The following is a 17,018-nucleotide window of genomic DNA, read 5'->3' as shown; positions in this document are numbered from 1 at the left end:
CGACCGATGCATCGTCGCTCTTCGGAGATCGATCGCCGAACCGCCACTTCGCGTTTCAGCCTCACCGATACCGACCGAATGGGTCTCAATCAGACAACAGAATGGAGTGAAAGTCCATGATTACCAACCGAATTACCAACGGCACTGAGCGAGTGATTATCGAGGACATGCTCGACCACAACCGTGAAGCGCTGATCGAAACCGTCCGCGGCCTGACCGATGCCGACGCGCGTCGACGACTGGTGACGTCGCTGACGACACCGATTTCATTGATCAAGCACGCCGCCGCCGCGGAACGGATTTGGTTCCAACGGTTCTGGGCAGGACTCGAGGAATTCGAATGCGACGGATACTCCAAGCGAGACGAGGGTACCTTCGCCGTCGCCGACGATGAGTCGCTGACCGACGTCATCGCCGAGTTCGAGCGCGCAAGTGAACGATCACGTGTGATCGCGTCCCGCTTCGATCTCGACGACACCAAGGACAATCCCCGTGAGGGCAAGGTCAGCATGCGGTGGACCCTGCTCTCCATGATCGAAGAATTCGCCAGGCACGCAGGTCACGGTGACATCCTCCGGGAGCAGATTCACCAAAAAGGCTGTGGGGCAGCGTAACTCATTGTACATTCGTCGCCGTGACAAAATGACCGCAGTTGTGGGGGAGGGCTGCTGGTGGGGGGTAGGTGCCTAAAGCGCCCCAATCACCAGCGCCATGCTGAGGAACAACACCAGCTGATAGCCGCTGTTGAGGAGGGTCAACTTCGGGGGCTTCAGCTCGAAAGCGTTGTGCTGCAGGAGCGTGGTGGCCGAGAAGGTCAACCACGCCGCGGAACCAACCAACAACGCCAGCCACACTGAATCATCACCAAACGCCGCCGCCGCGATTCCGATGCCAGCCGCCAGCCCGACCGCTGTGACGCCGTTCGCGACGAGGAGCTGGACCATGTTCCTTCTGCTGGCCTTCTTGGACTGTTCCGGAGTTATGCCTGTCAGCTTCCACCAAACGAGTCCAAAGCCGATCTTGCTGTACCACGCGGCGGCTACGGCCATGCCGACCACCAATGCGGGCGCGGCGGCCAGCCAGTTGATTTCCATGTCGTGGCTCCTTGATCGTCGAAACACCGGGCGAGATGTTCGCTTTGCGCGGCGGCATCTCAGCGTCACTTGATATAATCAAGTCAAATGGAAAAGGTCAAGCATAATGTCGGTCGTTCCTACGGACAGTTCTGTGGTGTCTCGCGGGCCTTGGATATCGTTGGCGACCGCTGGAACCTGTTGATCGTGCGCGAGCTGCTCGCCAGTCCAATGCGCTTCAACCAGCTCGTTGCGTCCTTACGGGGAATAGCCACCAATCTCCTGGCGGAACGATTGCGAACCCTGGAGGCCGTCGGAATTGTCGAACGGCGCCTAGGGGACGTAGGAGTCGTCTATACCCTGACGCCGTGGGGCGCGGGGCTTCGCGAACCCATCGAAGCGCTTGCGAGGTGGGGCGCCCCATTGATGATGAGAGGACGTGACGGCGATTCGTTTCAACCGCGCTGGCTGGCAGTCGCGCTGCCGGCGCTGCTTCGCGGTGTAACCGCGAAGCCCTCGATCGAACTCGGTTTCGAAATCGAGGGTTCCCTCACCGTCCTGCGGGTCGACAGGGACGGCCCGCGTGTAGTCCAGGACCACTGCCAGCCGGGCGCAATTCTCACGGCCGCACCAGAGATCGTTCTTGGGCTCGCGGCCGGCGCCCTCACGATCGACCAGGCGCTCGCTGCGAGCAGCCTCCAAGGTGACCTCCAAATCCTCCGCAAAGTCTTTCCTCTCGCGCGAGTAACCGCTACGGCTGTGCCCGATCCTCGCTAGCCGGCGGCTTCGAGGCCGACTCGTCGGGCGGTGGGCCGTGGGCAAACTTCGATAAGCGGGTGGCGTGAGATCGACTTGGGGCGAACATCTTTCATCGTCCGGTAGGAGTCCAGAAGTATCAGATGATTAACTCCACAGGCCAACATCTGAGGCCGTCTTCACTCTCATTTTTGGTGCACATATGCATCTAATTTCAGTGAACGCTTGTGCACTGTTCAAGTTGGATATACCGTTGATACCAGAATATTGGAGCACGGCCAATGGTGCGGAGGTGTGGGTGGCTATGCAGAATCAGATTAGGGTTCGCCGTGTTGCGTTCAGATACTCGGCTGGAACGTTGGATCGTCACTACGTCAAGGGCGACCTGATCATGAGTCACATGGTTGCCGTTCTCTCCGCGGTGTTTCCCGAGGGGGAGGAGTTCTTCATCCGGTCGGTGCAGCATTTCTCGGCTCAGGTCACGGAGCCGGAGTTGCAGGCCGCAGTGCGGGGGTTCACCGGACAGGAGATCACCCATGGACGCGAACATCGGATTCTGAATGATCAACTGTACGAGATGGGTTACCCAACGCGCGGGATCGAATGGCTTGTGCAGAAGTACCTTTCGCGAGTATTCCGGCACATGCCGAAGCTGTACTCCTTGGCGTTGACCGCCGCATTGGAACACTTCACTGCGGCCGGTGCGGAAACCCTGTTGGAAGACCCGGAAGCTCGGGAACTTTTGGGTGACACCGAGGTTCGCTCAATCTTGCTGTGGCATGCGTTGGAGGAGAGCGAACACAAGGCGGTGGCATTCGATGTTTACCGCGTTGCCGGCGGAACCGAAACGATGCGAATCTGGACGATGCGACTGCTAATTGCCGGTGGCATGGCGACTCTGTTCTGTGCCACCGCGATCTCCATGCTGAGGGATCGTGCTACGTACAATCCGATTCGGCTGATCCGGAGTATCAATACGGTATGGCACTCACCGTTCTTTAGTCGCCAGTTCCTAGTACGGATACGTGAATACAACCGAGTTGGATTCCACCCCAATGACATCGACCGCACCGAGCTGGTCCGCACATGGCAAGAGAAACTGTTTGGCGAGGAAGGCGCACTTGCCGACCACCTCAAATAGGCTCGCTTTGCCATTGGTTCAGCGCGGCCTTGCATCACACACAACGGATAGCCGATTTCCACGATCGTATTGAAGATGTTGTGGGGCAACGTGATTCGAGATCCATTCGTCACCGTGACGTAATGCCCTGGTGGGGTAATGGCGGTGTATTAGGTTGGGTAGCTTCGGGTTTACCGATTGAACTGCAGCGTTCAACAAGTATGTTGGAACGTTTTAGTGGCGGCAGATGAGTCGCGGGGCAGATTGGAACCGTGGAGAAGTTTCGTTTCTGAATGGGCCGTCATTCTGCGTCATCTGCTGCGGTCCATGGCCGAGGTAAGCACGGATGCCCGTTGATGGTGGTTACCGGGGACGATCGATGGCCCTAGTCCGGGATCTGGAAGTTGAAGGTAGCGACGTTTTTGAGGATTCTCAGCCTCTACATCCTTCCGCCGCCGCATTCGCACATTAAGAGATATTGTGCTTTACGACGATGTTCTGGCCTTTCTGATCTTTCAAGAGTGAGAGGGGAAAGCAATGCGAATACGTCGCTACCTAATTCTGGGACTGGTACCGGTCGTCGCGCCGTTCTGGATCGCGATCGCTTCGCCAGCTTCCGCAGAGTGCGTGAACACCGATGGCGGCACGTTGTGCGCGCAAGGTGATGTGCGCGGCTCCGGTGGGGGGAACGGGCCCGGGTTTCAGGGTCCCATGGTCCCGTATCCCTGCGAGTACGACTGGTACTGCGACGATTGGGGCCTCAGCGTCATCACCGAGGTAAATCCGCCGGTCCGGCCGCCTTATCCCGGCGGCGGGCCTGTCCGTCCCGGCGGGCCTGGCGGCCCGAACCGTCCTGGCGGAGGAATCGGACCACGGTGACCTGCATTCGAGAATAGCGAAAAATCTTTTACGCCAATCGAATCCGACTAGGAGTGATCATGATGCACCCAACCCATCCGGCCCGCCGCATAGTCGGAGCGCTCACAGCCGGTGCGGCGGCTGGCGCCATGCTGATCGGCATCGCGGTAAGCGCTCAGGCCGAACCGCCGCCGAACTGTACCGCCGCTGATCTGGCTGGTGTCATGTCCGGGGTCTCCGCGGCTACTTCGGCCTACCTCTTCACTCACCCGGAGGTTAATGACTTTTTCACGACACTCAAAGGGCGCCCCAAAGACCAGATTCGCGCTGCGATAGCTGACTACGCCGAGGCCAATCCCCAAGTCAAAGAGGACCTTCAAGGCATCCGGCAACCAGCAGCCGATTTCAAAGAGCGCTGCGGATAGTCCGGGCGGCACACGTCCCTTTCTTCACTATTCGGCCGCAGCAAGGAAATGTCCCGAACCTGTTACATCGCAGCGATATTGGCAATTACGGCGATCGCGGCAGCAGAGGTTGCGCCAGGCACGCCGATCCTGATTGTCAATTTTCCGGTGGGCTTGGCTTTCCGGGGCCCGGATGGTGAACGTACCGCCGTTCCGCTGAGGGTCCGACAGGTCGCGTGGTGCCCGAGGCTTCTGTGGTGTCGTTGAAACTTTGGCGGCCAAAGATGTTGTGGGGCAAATGCCTTCGGGATATATTCGTCACTGTGACGTAATACTGCCGGGCGTGTAGGGGAGGGCTGGCGGTGGGGTAGCGTAGTTCTGTGACGGTTTGTGCGATGGCTCAAGCTTAGGTTCACGGACCGGCTCGCATATGACAAACACCGGGTGCGATTCCTCGAAGTATTCAAACGGGCACAATGGAATGTTGTTGGGCGGCAGATGAGTCACCGAGGGAACTGGGATCGCGAAAAGGTTTGTGTTGATGTCATTTCTGGCGAGTCCGAGTTCCGCCTTGGTTGACCGTCGGGCGCGGTTGTTCTGCTTGCGAACGGCTTGGGTTCGTTGAAACTCCGGCGTTGGAATATCGTCACAGTGACGTTTTGAGGGTGTGTGGCTGGACCATTCAAGAGTGGTTTAAACCGTCAATTCTGTTGTGCCCGATAGGTTTCCGGAATTCAAGGCGCAGGCGCCGGCGTGGCTGCGCTAGGCGCAGTCAGTGCGACGTCCATCGGTGGCAGCCGCTGCGGTGCGTGCGCCAGGAAGGTAGGGCGCGTGCGTACGCCATATGCGCAGGTGTGCGCCTTCTCGCCGCTTGTTCTGCGCTTATCTAATGCCGATAAGACACATTATGTCAGATAGAAGCCTGGTTGTTGGAGCGGATACATGATCGACCCCTGCCCTGGCTGGCGACTGACGGTTCCGAGATTGGGTGGTTGATCTGGGTCTATCGGCGGCCCGTTGAGTCTTGCTTCTCCCACTGCCCTGTAACGCAATGTTTTTGGTCGTGCTCCGGATCGGTAAGCATCGTGTCGACACAGGTTGCCCCTTCAAATGGATCCCGGTGGCCGCAGGGACGGTGAAGGAGTGGTTAGGGTAGCGAGCATGACTGTGCACGACCGGCTCGCTGAGCTTTCCCAGCGGATCATCGCGCTGACGGGGCAAACCATCAGCCGCGACCAGGTGACGGCAGTGGCCGACCAGGCCTTCAAGCAGCAGATCGATCTCGACGACGATGGCCAGCTGCGCACGCTGGTAGCAGAACTTGCTGCACCGCTAGCTGCCGGTGGACCCGCAGTGCCGGGCATACAGTCTGGCCAGCCTGCTGAATCGGAGAACGCTGCCTCGACCTTGCCGGCACCGACGCCTTCAGCCGCGTCGTCCGGGAACCGCCGGATGCGATGGGCGGTAGTCGCAGCTGTCGCAGTACTAGTGATCGCGGGGGGCACCACCGCCTACCTCGTGATCCGACGCGCCTCGAACCACTGCGACACCACGGTCGCCGCCGCCGAGGAGGTTGCCCACCTGAGCTTCGAGTTCACCGGTCTCGCAGATCAGAACCTGCCCGCGCTCAAGGAGCGTCTATCCCCTGAGGTCTACACACAGTCCGAACAGGCATTTCGCTCCGTCAGCACGATTCCGGGCGCAGATCGATACGTCTCGCATATCGCCGAGCTGACCAGCAAGCAGGTCGAGTGCTCCGGTACCAACGCCCGCGTTGAGTCACAGATCTCCTGGTCGGTAACGACACCTAGAAACCCTGCACCGCAGACCACGCACGGGACCTGGGCCACCACTCTCGAGTACCAGAAGAACCGGTGGATCGTCACCAAGGTTGAGTATGCGCTAAATAGATCCAAGCACTGATGTGGTCGGTCCTGAGCGATTTCGCCGCCGGTAGGCCATTCTGCCCGTGTCCAGGCCGTGCCTGGCCTGTTGCCGGCCACCGCTGGCATGGTCGAAGAAGTGTTGAAGTTCGCGCTTGGTGAATGCGCGTCTCTGGGGCTGGGCCTCGTTCTCCTGCTGGGCGTCGGCTATTCCGCTCAGCGGAAGTAAGGTTCAACCGTGCCACTGAGCTTGACGACCATAGGATTTCCGTGGCGATCCTTCGCGGTAGGGACTTCAACACGCACCCAACCCTCGGCCACGTTGTATTCGTGAACATTGGTTTTGTCGGCGCCATTAAAGCGAATCCCCACATCGCGGCGAAGCACCTCTTCGCTATAGAAGGCGCTGCGCGGATCGATGGAGAGGTGATTCGGTGGAATGTCTGTGTTCTGATCCTCGGACATGATGGCCTTCGTTGAATGCTGCGTTGGGTGCTCGGATCGTTCTCGAAGAATCTACGCGACCCTGTCGGAGTGCTGACTCTGGGCGGGCTGGTTATCGCGATCGCCAGCAGTGTCGCGTGAACCGTCACAATGCAGCCAGGGTGAACACCGGGTGGTTGGCGGGGTCCGGCAACCACCCGGAGGTAGTCCCTCGAAGACCTTCCCCCACGACGCGCCGATCCCGCGAGCGGACCCCAGCGACCCTAAAGCCGCAGAGCGATACCAGTTCTGGTCCGGCCGCTGGTGGCGATCTGGCCAGCAGTCCGCGCCTATCCCCTGTCACATCTCCCCATTCACAGCTGCGCATCGCGAGGAATACGGCGGGATCGAATATGGCGGGTTACCAGTAGTAAGTTAATTATTCACACGAAGTGCGGACACGTCCGCTTCTGATACTGCCCCACCGTGACGCGGGATAAGCCGCAGACAAGGGTAATTCGTCTTTCGCACCGTTCGACGGGACACGCTGCCTCCTTGGCGCTACGGCACGTAGGCCACCGCCCCAAGCCGGGGCCGCGGCGGGCCGTCCTCGACGCGGTTGACCTGGCGTTGCTGCATGGTGCGTGCCAGGGGTCTATCGGTGGCGACTCGATCCGACGGCTAGCGCCGCGGCCTGACCACTCCAAGCGGCCTGACTGCTCGGGGAATACCACCTGGGTGGACAATATGACGTGGCTCTTTCTGCAACAGTGTTCAAAGTCGAACTTGGCGTCTCCGATGTCGATCACGGTTACTACGCCGATCACACGCTGACCGTGGCCCGTCATCCCAGTGAGACCGATGAGCGGATGGTGGTGCGATTGTTGGCGTTTGGGCTGCGCGCACACCGGCTCAGCGACGTCGACGGTGAGTTGGCGTTCGGGGCGGGCCTGTCCACCCCTGGTGTACCGGACTTGCGGCTCGCGGACTACACGGGCCGGATCCTAGAGTGGATCAACGTTGGCCAGCCCGATGGACGCGCCTTGGGCAAGGCGGCCAGCCAGGCCGACCAGGTGGTGCTGTTCCCGTTCGCCGCCGGAGTGGCCACCTGGTGGCGCACCGTCGGCCCCAAAGTGGCGGGGCTGCCGAACCTGTCTGTGGTGCAGATACCGCATGAGCCGGTGCAGCAGCTGGCTCAGACTGTCGATCGACGGGTCGCGGCGCAGGTGATGGTGATGGAAGGTCAGGTGACGATGACCGTGGGCGGTGTCGACGTCACCTTCACGCTCGAGCCATTGAAGTGAACGTCTGTAGTTTCTCGCGGAGATCCGGCTCTACTCAACCCTGTCAGCCCGACGGTGGGCGAAGTCTTGCTGGGAGCCGTTTCCGAGATCGTCGGAGGCCGGCCCCTCTGTATTTCCAAGGGCCCGAGCCTGGTCTACGCGTGGTCAGTCGGTGAGTTTCGGGAGCCCCTTGGTGATCGCGGACGTGAGCACTTTGCCGACCAAGGCGGCGAGCCCGGGGATCGCTGAGTCGAAACCGATCGTGTAGTTGAGCGTGGTGCCGCCGCTCGCAGTCGGTGTGAGCTCCTGGCGGCCCCAGTGGCCGCGTAGTGGACTGCCTTTGGTGATCTTGTACTCGATGAGCGTGTTCGGTTGGGCTGTTGTGGTGGTTTCCTCGAACGCCGGAAGAGGACCAATCTTGAGGCGACGGACCGAGCCGGTGCCATTGCGAGAGGTGGTGCCGTCGCTGACGCGGGTGACGTTGGCGCCGAAGACCGGGCCGAGGTTCTCGTGCTCGGCGAGCTTGTTGAACACGGTCTGCGGGTCGGACTTGAACTCGTGAGTGATGTGGACACGTTGCGGTGTTGTCATGGGTTCGGATGCTAGGGCATGAAGGGGTGGTTCACAGTCCCCCGCGTTCGATGTCCTCGACGACTGGGACCACGCGCGTCATTGACGGAACTCCGGCCACGGCAGAATCTTTCAGTACAACCGCGAGTTCGTCCCTGCCGTAATTCAATTCCTGGACAGCTGACCAGAGCGATCGCCAAGCACGGATCCGCCCGCACGAATCGTCGCCGCCGTCTACAGCCCGGACGGTACAACCGTGCCGTTGACCATCACCTCGACCTGGCCGGTCTTCGCGTTGTACTCGATCTTGCCGTGCTCGAACGTCGACACGAGTAGATCTCCGACGGCGTCCTCGTCGCTGGTGGGGAGGCCCAGCGGACCTGCCGAGCCGTTACTGCCAGTTACCGACGGTGTGCCGTCCGGGTCGCGCTGGATATTCCAGGCATCGCGGATCTTGCCCACGACGATGTATGCAGGTGTGCCCGCCTGGTTGTTCTTGGCGATGATGGCGCCGCCCTGGAACTGCTGGAACACCGCGCCACTCTCGCGTGTGCCCGCGTTGCGGTCACCCGTCAGTGCCTTGCCGAGAGCCTGCTTCTGATCCTCGGTTGCCGACGAATACTTGGCAGCGATCGGGCCAGTCAGCGTCACCTCGACGTCCCTGTCCCCGATCAGCTTGACCTCAGTGGGCTGCGTCGGCGCTGCAGACGAGGTAGTGGCGATCAACCCGACCTGAGGCGACGACGTGTCGACGCTCTTGCCATTGCTGCAGCCCACGGTGATCAAAGCGACGGCGGCCAGACCGACGACTGCGGTGTAGCGGTATGCGATGGTCCCCATGGACTTCCTCTCGCGTCTTCCTGCGGTATTGGTCAAGTTACAGCTAAACCCCTTGCCCGGCCGGACTATACCCAGCCGGGGGCAACCGATAAGGCGATCTGGAAGGGCTGGCGCCCAGAGGCGGAAGAAGGCTCCAGTTGTCGGGTCCCCTATTGGCCGCTGGTGAGAAGTCTGGTTATTGCACCGGACGGACATTGCAACGCAGCTGTAGCGTGACAACCGTGAACCTCTCGCGTGTGTCCCCTTCTGTTGCACTTGCGGCCTGTGCCGCCTCATTCGTTGTGGCGCTCGCAGCTTGCGGATCCGATGCGGAGGCCAAATCAGCACCTGCTGACCCGCCCACCACGGCCAGCGGGTGCCCAACGGCAGCACCGCAGGTCGGTGGCACACCCGAGTGGACGCTGGCAGGGAGCACCGGCAATGTCGCGGTCACCGGATCCACGGATACGGCGGCGCCGTCCATCAATGTGACTGCTCCGTTCAGTGTGACCGAGACCCAGGTACACACACTGCAGGCTGGGACCGGGACGATCGTCGGAGACTTGGCCACGGTTTCGGTCTGCTACATGGGTGTCAACGGGCGCGACGGGTCCGTGTTCGACAGCAGCTACGAACGCGGCACGCCGGCCCAGTTCCCGCTTGGTGGGGTGGTGCCGGGCTTTAAGAAGGCGATCACGGGACAGAAGGTCGGGTCCACTGTGGCTGTCGCGATGACCTCTGCCGACGGTTATCCGGCCGGTCAGCCCAGCGCGGGCATTCGCGCGGGTGACTCGCTCGTCTTCGCGATCAAGATCCTCAACGCCACAAACTGACTGGCCGAAGCGGTCCACCGGTCGAACCTTGCTGCGCAGTTGCCCTTAGCTGCAAGGGTATTGCCCGTTGAGTACACAATTCAACGGTGGTGTGTAGGAACCGCTCAGCACGCCTCTCATGCCACCTGTGGCTGAACCACCTGGTGCGATGGTGCGATTCCAATTCGCGGGACCGAGAACGTAATGCGTGCCAGATTGCGCAAGGGTGCTACTCCACGTGTGCCGGACGGACTCTCCCATCGGCAAGTCGAATTCAAGCTTCCAATCGTTTAGCGGCACCGTACTTAAGTTGGTGATGGTGAAGCCGGCGATGAAACCGGTCTGCCACGTCGATGTCACCGACAACGTGGCGTGGCCGCAGCCGCATGAGCTACGGGGGCGATGGGAAGTCCGAGGATGACAAGCATCAACGCCGACACGGTTACGTGAAGCGCTGCACGCCAACGCTTCACGTAATTGTCAAGTGCCGCCATAGCGGACAACACTAAAGCCAGACAGGCGATAACGGTCCTCGCATCGCCAGTAAGCTGCAGTACCTTTGCTCAACTGAGACCGTCATGAAATTTAGGTCTCGATCCACCCCCAATCTTGTCGCGGTCCGGGCCGAATGCGAACTTGCGGTCTGTGCGTCACTGCTAGGGCGCCGCCCGCGGTATTGCCCACCGACCACTCCCCTGTCGTCGCCACTCACGGATCTCAGTTGCCCGTCCAGCTCGGGTGAGTTCGTTTGCGATGACGACGCGGTCATCGAGTTGCAGTGCGCCTTCCAATTGACGGCTTGGCAAGTATTTGTTTCGATCGGGGCAATTCTCCTGCACCAGAGAAGACGCGTTCCAAAGACAGGTGATACTGCGTAGTGATTTTCGTGCTGCATCGATCGCGAATGGTCGGCTGTGGCGGTTTAGTCGGGCGTTAGTGTGCAGATATGGACGTGCTAGAGCCGGCCGACGGCGCGGTCGCTGGAAGGGCCGTCGCTGCATCTCTCCTGGCGAATACGTCCAGCCTGGCAGACGACATGCTCAAGTACTTGGTCGACCGGATCCCGGAGATCGGTGCAGATGCCGAGCTTCTCGGCCTGACGCTGGGGTCGTGCTCGTCGAATCTTGAAGCGGTGCTTTCGATGGTCCGCTATGGGATCGACATTGCGGCTGTCGAGGCGCCGGTAACGGCGCTCGAACACGCGCGAGCCATGGCATCACGGGGACACAGCGTCGATGTGATGCTGCGGTTCTATCGGCTGGGCCATGAGTTCTTCACCGAGAAACTTTCCGATTCGATCACTGACCGGGTCGCGGACCCCGCCGTCGCGCTCAGGACATTTGTCGATCTGGAGCGGTTCGGATTTCGCTACATCGACCGCATCTCCAGTCTCGTGGCCGCCGAGTACGTCGCCGAGCTTGACCGACGCCAGAACCAGGCAAGAGCCGAGCGCGCCGATGTCGTGCGGGCGCTGCTGGCCGGGGAACGTGTCGACCTTGCTCGGGCCGAACGTGTACTCAGCCACCGGCTAACCGGTAAGCAGATCGGCTTCGTGTGTTGGGTCGAGGACCGCGGTGTCGACCTTGAGGGATTCGCCCGGCGGGTCGGTAGGTTTCTCGGGGTGGGTCACTCGCTCGTGGTGACGGATGGCCCCCTCTCGGTGTGGGGATGGGCATCGATCACGGGTGATGCGAGGACTTCGCTCGCGGACAAGGCGACGGAATTTGCCGGTAAATCTGAAAACGTACACATCGCGGTGGGCTCTCCTCATCCGGGGGCTGCAGGCTTCCGCGCCTCCCACTTGGAGGCTCTACGCACTCGTCGGGTCATCGAATTGTCTGGGCGCGCGGCGCCATCGATCACTGAGTTCGGCGATGTTGCGTTGGTGGATGCCATTTCGCGCGACCTGGATGCGGCAAGGGCCTTCGTTGCCGCCCAGCTTGGCGATCTCGCGCGGGACGACGCGAAAGAGCGGGGCGAGCGCGACGCATTGCTGGCTGTTCTGGACGCCCAAGGAAGTCTGGCTACCGCGGCACGCACCTTGGGAATCCACCGGAACACCGTCCTGCAAAGGGTGCGCCGTGCCGAAGAACGCCGGGGCCGGCCCGCAACGATCAATATCGTCGAACTGCATGCTGCCCTGCTCGTTTGCGACGTGCTGGGCGCCTCGGTGTTGCGCGAGTCATCGCCTCACTGACCGGAGTCCGGGCGCGCCGGGATGTGCTCACAGCACACCGGAGAGGGCTGGGAGGGTCTTGTTGACGGACACCGGCTGTTTGTAGGTTGCGAGGCATCCCAAAGCGCGAAGGAGCAGTCGATGACGACTCAACAGCCCGAACTCCCGGTGGCGGCCCCGCACTATGCCTTGCCTGATTCGGGCGAGCAGGTACCGGCGCTGTCCTGGCCGATAGTTGGCATCTTCACATTCGCGTTGGCGGTTTTCGGCGCGTCAACCTGGGCTGTCCTCACCGAGGCTTTGCCGGTGATCGTGACCGTCGCCGCGAGTTCTGCGGCCATCTTCGTCCTGTTCACGGTGTTGCACGACGCCTCGCACTATTCGATCAGCTCGCATCGCTGGGTCAATGTCGCCTTTGGCCGCGTGGCGATGTTCTTCGTCTCGCCTTTGATCTCGTTCAAGTCGTTCGCGTTCATCCATATCGAGCACCACCGCAACACCAATGACGGTGCGTCTGATCCCGATCACTTCGTCAGCTCCGCGCCCTGGTGGCAGTTGCCCATCCGCTTCCCTGCGATGGACTTGCCGTACATCAGTTTTCTGGTGCGTCATGTGCGGCGGCGCCCACGCGCTGAGATTCTCGAAACCGGGGCCTTGATGATTTTGTCGGTGGCGGTGATCGTGTCGGCCGCCTTTGCCGGGCATCTGTGGATGCTCGCGGTGATCTACCTGATTCCCGAGCGGGTCGCCATGTTTGTGCTGGCATGGTGGTTCGACTGGCTACCCCACCACGACCTGAAGGACACCCAGCGCGAGAACCGCTATCGCGCGACCCGCAACCGCGTCGGCTCCGAGTGGATCCTGACACCGCTGCTGTTGTCGCAGAACTACCACCTAGTCCACCACCTGCACCCCTCGGTGCCCTTCTACCGCTACGTCGCAGCCTGGCGACGCAACGAGGCCGCCTACCTCGAGCGGGATTCGGCGATCAGCACCGTCTTCGGGCAGCAGCTCGACGCCACGCAGTACCGCGAGTGGAAACGTCTCAACGGCAAACTCGCTGCGCTGCTCCCAGTCCGAATGCCGCGGCCTTCGGAGGCACGCCATGCCAGCACCCACCCGATCTCCGTCAAAAGCGTTGAGCCCCTGACACCGGACAGCGTCAAAGTCACCTTCGACGTTCCCGATCACCTCAGCGATCAGTTTCAATTCCAGGCGGGACAACATCTGACCGTTCGACATCGCATCGGCGGCCGGGAGGTGCGGCGAAACTACTCGATTTGCGTCTCGGCCACATCGGGTGAACTCGCGATCGCAGTGCGGCATGTCGCAGGTGGGATGTTCTCGACCTTCGCGGTGGAAACACTGAGAGTCGGTGACGTCCTGGAGCTGATGACACCCACGGGCAGCTTCGGTGCACCTCTTGATCCACTGGCTCGGCGCGAATACGTCGCCGTAGCGGCGGGCAGCGGTATTACGCCCGTCCTGTCGCTCCTGCGCACCACGATGGAGATCGAGACCGAGAGCCGCTTCACACTGTTCTACGGCAACCGAACCGCTGAGTCGACCATGTTCGCCATCGAACTCGATGAGCTCGAATCACGATACGCAGACCGGCTACGCATCTTCCACATCCGCTCCGCCGACGCGCATCACCCCGCTCCCCTTCGCGGCCATATCGACCTGGCGATGGTTCAACGACTGCTTGCCCGCGATCTCACTTCAATCGATCGGTGGTACCTGTGCGGCCCTGGCGATCTCGTTACCACAATGCGCCGCGGGCTCACATCCAAAGAAGTGCCGACCGAGCAGATACACCTTGAACTGTTCCGTGCCACGAACCGACCCACACACCTCGATGACTTCCCCAATTCAGAAGTGACCATCACCGTGTCCGGGGCGGACCACACCGTGCAACTCGCCGCTGGTGAAACCGTTCTCGAATCCGCACTGAAAAACAACATTGATGCGCCGTATGCCTGTCTTGGCGGCGCGTGTGGCACGTGCAAAGCCAAGATCACATGGGGCGCAGTATCGATGGAGCAGAATTTTGCACTCAACACAGCCGAGATCAAGGCGGGTTTCGTACTGACCTGCCAGTCCCATCCCACCACGGCAACGGTCGCAGTCGACTACGACAGCTGAGCCAACACATGCATTGGCGCCGCCACCTAGAGGTCCTGCTCGCACACCAAATTGACGGCACATCCTGCACGACAAACACTTTCGTGCCAGCACCGCGGGCGTGGAACAACTCATTCAACACGGGCTGATCGGTCGCCCAAGGCGGCACGGAACTTCTCGGAGGTAAACAGATGTCTACACCGACTACTGCACCAGTGGTCTCCAATTTGCCCGACATTCCCGATGCCGTGGCACGGGTTCGCCGCGAGTTCGCCTCAGGCCGGACCCGAGACCGCGCTTGGCGTGAGAAGCAGCTGCGGAACCTGATTCGGCTGCTGGACGAGCAGGAGGATCAAATCGCCGCCGCGCTGGCTAGTGATCTTGGACGCAGCCGGGCTGAAACCTGGATCGGCGACATATCGTCCACCAGGGGTGAGGCCGCGTTCGCGCTGAAACACCTGCGCCGGTGGATGCGCCGGCGGCGACAGTCGCTTTCGCTGGTGCAGTATCCGGGTTCGGCCTGGGTGCAGTACGAGCCGCTCGGGGCCATTCTTATCATCGGCCCGTGGAATTACCCGGTGTACCTGACTCTTTCGCCGCTGGTGGCTGCGTTGGCCGCGGGCAACTGCGCGGTGCTCAAGCCCTCCGAGCTGGCACCGGCCACGTCGGCCCTGCTGGCACGGTTGGTTCCCGAATACCTGGACTCCGAGGCGGTCGTCGTGGTCGAGGGCGACGCCCTGGTCACCCAGGAGCTGCTGGCGCAGGGTTTTGACCACGTACTGTTCACCGGCGGCCCCGAAATCGGAAAGAAGATCATGGCCGCCGCTGCGGCGACGCTGACTCCGGTGACTCTGGAACTGGGCGGTAAAAGCCCGGTGATTGTGACTGCTGATGCCGATCTGGACATCGCGGCCCGCCGGATCGCCTGGGTCAAGTGCGCGAACTCGGGGCAGACCTGCATCGCGCCGGACTACGTGCTGGCCGATTACCGTATCCGCGATCAGCTGGTGGACAAGATCGTTGCGGTAATCGAGCAGTTCGAGCGGGCGGGGGGCGCAGACGGCCGCCGGATCGTTAACGAGCGCCAATTTGCCAGGCTGGCAGCCTATCTCGCGCAGACTCGCGGCAAGATCGCGACGGGCGGACGGGTCACCGAGGCGACTTTGTCGATCGAGCCGACCGTGATCGTCGACCCGGATCTCGGTGATGCGGTCATGCAGGAGGAAATCTTCGGACCCATCCTGCCGGTGCTGGCGTACGAAAGCCTCGACGACGCGATTTCGTTCGTGAACTCCCGACCGAAACCGCTTGCCGGGTACTATTTTACGAAATCGGCAGCGGTGGGTGAGCGTCTGGTAGACGAGATTCCGTCCGGCGGTGCGGTGATCAATCATGTTGCGATGCACTGCCTGGTGCGGCAGCTGCCGTTTGGCGGTGTCGGCGCCAGTGGGATGGGCGCCTACCACGGCCGCTGGGGATTCGAAGCACTCAGTCACAGGAAATCGGTGCTACGTAAGACCTTCCGCCCGGACCTACAGCTGATCTATCCCCCGTATAGCGAGCGGACGCTGAAGATCCTACGCAAGATCCTCTAAGAGGCCGCTGAATTCGGTGTTGGTGGCTCGGCATAGCGAGGATCCGATCGACCGCGCCGCTCAGTGACTCACTGGACGCACCTCGGCACGGGCTCGTCAGTCGAGCGTGACAACGACTTTTCCGGCTTTGGCTTTGCCGTTCTCGACGTAGGCGAGCGCTTCGATTGTCTGGTCGAAGGCGAAGGTTGAGTCGAGGACCGGCCGCAAGTGACCGGCGTCATAAAGCGCGGCGAGCTCGCGAAGCTGTGTGCCACTGGCCTGCATGAAGAAAAACAAGTAGCGGACGCTGAGCTTCCTGGCGACTCTGCGGACCTTGCGACTCAGGAACGACAGCACGAACTCGAAAGGTTTGGGTGCGCCGAGTTGCTTGGCGAATCCAGCGTCGGGCGGGCCAGTGACACTGATCGCCAGGCCCCCGGGCTTGAGCACGGTGAGCGATTTCATGAGGTTCTCGCCACCGACCGAGTCGAGTACTAGGTCGTAGCCGGACAGGATCTGGGAAAAGTCCTGCGTGGTGTAGTCGATGACGACGTCGGCGCCGAGGTCGCGGACCAGCTCCGCTCTGGCGCCGTTGGCGGTGGTGGCCACGTGCGCACCGAGATGCTTGGCGAGCTGGATGACGGTGGACCCCAGTCCCCCAGCCCCGGCGTGGACGAGAACCTTCTGCCCGGGCTTGACGTGTGCCTGCTCGACCAGGATCTGCCAGGCGGCCAGCGCGACCAACGGGACCGCGGCGGCCTCATACACGGACAGGGTGGCCGGCTTAAGCGCGACATCCTCGTGGTCGATGGCGATGTACTCGGCAAACGTCCCGATATGAAGATCGCGTGGGCGTGCATAGACCTCATCGCCGACGGTGAAGTCGCGGACGCCCGCACCAACCTGGACGATCACACCAGCAACGTCGTGGCCGAGCACGAAGGGTGTCTTGTACTTGAGGAGCTGCTTGAACTCACCGTTACGGACCATGATGTCCAGTGGGTTGATGCCGGCCGCGCCGACCCGAACTAGAACGTCATTGTCGCCAACGCTCGGCTCAGGTACGTCCGCGGCGTGGACCTCGTTCTTGCCGTATCGAGCGACGACGAATGCCTTCATATGGTCTTTCCTTGCCTAAGAGGG

General features: G+C 61.4%; 15 protein-coding genes and 2 pseudogenes. 11 read left to right on the top strand and 6 right to left on the bottom strand.

Annotated features, from left to right (window positions below; translation table 11 throughout):
* Positions 1-116: 116 nt before the first annotated feature.
* A complete protein-coding gene (locus MLB1_RS13255) occupies positions 117-614 on the top strand; it encodes a DinB family protein (protein ID WP_180750253.1) in 498 nt (165 codons plus the stop codon).
* Between the two features lie 72 nt (positions 615-686).
* On the opposite strand, the gene MLB1_RS13250 is transcribed toward MLB1_RS13255, so the two are convergent.
* Positions 687-1,094, bottom strand: a complete 408-nt coding sequence (locus tag MLB1_RS13250; RefSeq protein ID WP_180750252.1) for a DUF1761 domain-containing protein — start codon at positions 1,092-1,094, stop codon at positions 687-689.
* 87 nt (positions 1,095-1,181) lie between these two features.
* Between MLB1_RS13250 and MLB1_RS13245 the strand changes: the two genes are divergently transcribed.
* The 4 genes from MLB1_RS13245 to MLB1_RS13230 all read left to right on the top strand — a co-directional run bounded on the left by MLB1_RS13245 (position 1,182) and on the right by MLB1_RS13230 (position 6,134).
* The gene (locus tag MLB1_RS13245) at positions 1,182-1,850 is read left to right on the top strand and encodes a helix-turn-helix domain-containing protein (protein ID WP_180750251.1); all 669 of its coding nucleotides are present in this window, start codon (positions 1,182-1,184) and stop codon (positions 1,848-1,850) included.
* A gap of 283 nt (positions 1,851-2,133) precedes the next feature.
* Entirely contained in the window at positions 2,134-2,970 is an 837-nt protein-coding gene (locus MLB1_RS13240) for a metal-dependent hydrolase (protein ID WP_180750250.1), read from the top strand.
* A 917-nt stretch (positions 2,971-3,887) separates the two neighbouring features.
* Positions 3,888-4,232, top strand: a complete 345-nt coding sequence (locus MLB1_RS13235; protein ID WP_180750249.1) for a heme-binding protein — start codon at positions 3,888-3,890, stop codon at positions 4,230-4,232.
* Between the two features lie 1,140 nt (positions 4,233-5,372).
* Positions 5,373-6,134: a hypothetical protein gene (locus tag MLB1_RS13230; RefSeq protein ID WP_180750248.1), complete on the top strand. Its 762-nt coding sequence runs from the start codon at positions 5,373-5,375 to the stop codon at positions 6,132-6,134.
* A gap of 176 nt (positions 6,135-6,310) precedes the next feature.
* Here MLB1_RS13230 and MLB1_RS13225 read toward each other — a convergent pair whose 3' ends face one another.
* On the bottom strand, positions 6,311-6,559 hold the full coding sequence (locus MLB1_RS13225; RefSeq protein ID WP_134087310.1) for a DUF3297 family protein: 249 nt from the start codon (positions 6,557-6,559) through the stop codon (positions 6,311-6,313).
* A 534-nt stretch (positions 6,560-7,093) separates the two neighbouring features.
* On the opposite strand from MLB1_RS13225, the pseudogene MLB1_RS24270 reads away from it, so the two are divergent.
* Both MLB1_RS24270 and MLB1_RS13220 read left to right on the top strand, forming a co-directional pair.
* Positions 7,094-7,215, top strand: a pseudogene (locus MLB1_RS24270) (DUF2334 domain-containing protein); the annotation flags it as partial.
* Positions 7,216-7,269: 54 nt separating this feature from the next.
* Complete coding sequence (locus MLB1_RS13220) at positions 7,270-7,821, top strand: YaeQ family protein (RefSeq protein ID WP_134148056.1); 552 nt, start codon at positions 7,270-7,272, stop codon at positions 7,819-7,821.
* Between the two features lie 144 nt (positions 7,822-7,965).
* Here MLB1_RS13220 and MLB1_RS13215 read toward each other — a convergent pair whose 3' ends face one another.
* Together MLB1_RS13215 and MLB1_RS13210 are read right to left on the bottom strand one after the other, a co-directional pair.
* Positions 7,966-8,391: an SRPBCC family protein gene (locus MLB1_RS13215; RefSeq protein WP_180750247.1), complete on the bottom strand. Its 426-nt coding sequence runs from the start codon at positions 8,389-8,391 to the stop codon at positions 7,966-7,968.
* 213 nt (positions 8,392-8,604) lie between these two features.
* On the bottom strand, positions 8,605-9,210 hold the full coding sequence (locus MLB1_RS13210) for a hypothetical protein (RefSeq protein ID WP_180750246.1): 606 nt from the start codon (positions 9,208-9,210) through the stop codon (positions 8,605-8,607).
* Positions 9,211-9,491: 281 nt separating this feature from the next.
* Between MLB1_RS13210 and MLB1_RS13205 the strand changes: the two genes are divergently transcribed.
* Positions 9,492-10,022 carry an FKBP-type peptidyl-prolyl cis-trans isomerase gene (locus tag MLB1_RS13205; protein ID WP_180750388.1) on the top strand — a complete coding sequence of 177 codons (531 nt, stop codon included), beginning with the start codon at positions 9,492-9,494 and terminating at the stop codon, positions 10,020-10,022.
* Positions 10,023-10,067: 45 nt separating this feature from the next.
* Here the strand turns inward: MLB1_RS13205 and MLB1_RS13200 are convergent.
* Positions 10,068-10,495: pseudogene (locus MLB1_RS13200) on the bottom strand (cellulose-binding domain-containing protein).
* A 452-nt stretch (positions 10,496-10,947) separates the two neighbouring features.
* Between MLB1_RS13200 and MLB1_RS13195 the strand changes: the two are divergent.
* The 3 genes from MLB1_RS13195 (at position 10,948) to MLB1_RS13185 (ending at position 15,896) form a co-directional block, all read left to right on the top strand.
* Entirely contained in the window at positions 10,948-12,198 is a 1,251-nt protein-coding gene (locus MLB1_RS13195) for a helix-turn-helix domain-containing protein (protein ID WP_180750245.1), read from the top strand.
* A 120-nt stretch (positions 12,199-12,318) separates the two neighbouring features.
* The gene (locus tag MLB1_RS13190; protein WP_180750244.1) at positions 12,319-14,322 is read left to right on the top strand and encodes a fatty acid desaturase; all 2,004 of its coding nucleotides are present in this window, start codon (positions 12,319-12,321) and stop codon (positions 14,320-14,322) included.
* 170 nt (positions 14,323-14,492) lie between these two features.
* Positions 14,493-15,896 carry an aldehyde dehydrogenase family protein gene (locus MLB1_RS13185; RefSeq protein ID WP_180750243.1) on the top strand — a complete coding sequence of 468 codons (1,404 nt, stop codon included), beginning with the start codon at positions 14,493-14,495 and terminating at the stop codon, positions 15,894-15,896.
* 96 nt (positions 15,897-15,992) lie between these two features.
* Here MLB1_RS13185 and MLB1_RS13180 read toward each other — a convergent pair whose 3' ends face one another.
* Positions 15,993-16,994, bottom strand: coding sequence for an NADP-dependent oxidoreductase (locus MLB1_RS13180; RefSeq protein ID WP_180750242.1), 1,002 nt, complete (start codon positions 16,992-16,994; stop codon positions 15,993-15,995).
* Positions 16,995-17,018 lie beyond the last annotated feature (24 nt).

This window comes from Mycobacteroides sp. LB1 (genome assembly GCF_013449725.1).
GTDB lineage: Bacteria > Actinomycetota > Actinomycetes > Mycobacteriales > Mycobacteriaceae > Mycobacterium.
This window is presented reverse-complemented; position numbering and strand designations above follow the sequence as displayed.

Coding starts and splice junctions, on each gene's coding strand:
- MLB1_RS13255 (WP_180750253.1), top strand. CDS start 117: ATGATTACCAACCGAATTACCAACGGCACTGAGCGAGTGATTATCGAG.
- MLB1_RS13250 (WP_180750252.1), bottom strand. CDS start 1,094: ATGGAAATCAACTGGCTGGCCGCCGCGCCCGCATTGGTGGTCGGCATG.
- MLB1_RS13245 (WP_180750251.1), top strand. CDS start 1,182: ATGGAAAAGGTCAAGCATAATGTCGGTCGTTCCTACGGACAGTTCTGT.
- MLB1_RS13240 (WP_180750250.1), top strand. CDS start 2,134: ATGCAGAATCAGATTAGGGTTCGCCGTGTTGCGTTCAGATACTCGGCT.
- MLB1_RS13235 (WP_180750249.1), top strand. CDS start 3,888: ATGATGCACCCAACCCATCCGGCCCGCCGCATAGTCGGAGCGCTCACA.
- MLB1_RS13230 (WP_180750248.1), top strand. CDS start 5,373: ATGACTGTGCACGACCGGCTCGCTGAGCTTTCCCAGCGGATCATCGCG.
- MLB1_RS13225 (WP_134087310.1), bottom strand. CDS start 6,559: ATGTCCGAGGATCAGAACACAGACATTCCACCGAATCACCTCTCCATC.
- MLB1_RS13215 (WP_180750247.1), bottom strand. CDS start 8,391: ATGACAACACCGCAACGTGTCCACATCACTCACGAGTTCAAGTCCGAC.
- MLB1_RS13210 (WP_180750246.1), bottom strand. CDS start 9,210: ATGGGGACCATCGCATACCGCTACACCGCAGTCGTCGGTCTGGCCGCC.
- MLB1_RS13195 (WP_180750245.1), top strand. CDS start 10,948: ATGGACGTGCTAGAGCCGGCCGACGGCGCGGTCGCTGGAAGGGCCGTC.
- MLB1_RS13190 (WP_180750244.1), top strand. CDS start 12,319: ATGACGACTCAACAGCCCGAACTCCCGGTGGCGGCCCCGCACTATGCC.
- MLB1_RS13185 (WP_180750243.1), top strand. CDS start 14,493: ATGTCTACACCGACTACTGCACCAGTGGTCTCCAATTTGCCCGACATT.
- MLB1_RS13180 (WP_180750242.1), bottom strand. CDS start 16,994: ATGAAGGCATTCGTCGTCGCTCGATACGGCAAGAACGAGGTCCACGCC.